Annotated in this window: 1 protein-coding gene; it reads right to left on the reverse strand. The window is 66.0% G+C overall.

Translation table 11 applies throughout. The annotated features are described in order from the left end of the window. Positions 1–14 precede the first annotated feature (14 nt). Positions 15–560 carry a 2-oxo-4-hydroxy-4-carboxy-5-ureidoimidazoline decarboxylase gene (gene uraD, locus CF70_RS08695; RefSeq protein WP_035863109.1) on the reverse strand — a complete coding sequence of 182 codons (546 nt, stop codon included), beginning with the start codon at positions 558–560 and terminating at the stop codon, positions 15–17. Positions 561–712: the final 152 nt, after the last annotated feature.

The raw sequence follows: 712 nt of genomic DNA on the forward strand, positions 1-712 counted from the left end.
TAGGGCCGCCTTTCTCATTTTCCCTGCACAGGGCGACCCGCCGCGAACCCGATGCAGCGCTGCAGCCTCCCCCGGGTAATGGCCTGCACATGGTCCAGGGCTTCCTCCAGCTCGCGCGCGGTGCTGCGGCCGGTGCGCTTCTCCAGTTCAAAGAAGATTCCGTCCCGCGTGTAATGCCGCACGCAGATGATGAAGGGAAAGCCATGCCGCACCTGATAGGCCTGGTTCATCGACTGCAGTTGTGCTTCCTCGCTTTCCGCCAGCCCATCCAGCCCCGCGCTCTTTTGCTCCGCGCTCGACGCCTCGGTCAGCGCGCCGGCGCGGATGGCACGCGCCGAGAGCGGCGGATGGCGGCACAGGAAAGCCGTCTGGGCCGCCTCGTCGCGGCGGCGGATCGCGGCCATCATCGCGTCGTGCAGCGCGGCAACCGTGGGGAAGGGGCGTGCCTCCCAGGCCGCTTCGGCCACTTCGGGAGAATGCTCGAACACGTCGCCCAGGGCGCGCGTGAACGTGGCTTTGTCCATGGCATTGATAGCGTGGAGGTCGTGGTTCGCTTGCATGGGATGTCGTCGTCCGGTTCGGGGGTGAGATGAATCGATGCGCCGAGTATAGGGACGAAGGCGGTCCGGGCAGGAGGGGCTGGCTCCTATAGCACGTATAGCAATTCCGGATGGGGGCGCGGCGCTAGTGTCCTGAGTCGGAAGTTCGTTGC

The sequence above is a fragment of the Cupriavidus sp. SK-3 genome (assembly GCF_000611145.1).
In the GTDB taxonomy this organism is placed as follows: domain Bacteria; phylum Pseudomonadota; class Gammaproteobacteria; order Burkholderiales; family Burkholderiaceae; genus Cupriavidus.

What these genes read in the sequence shown, in the direction of transcription:
- uraD (WP_035863109.1), bottom strand. Translation starts at nt 560, where the DNA reads ATGCAAGCGAACCACGACCTCCACGCTATCAATGCCATGGACAAAGCC.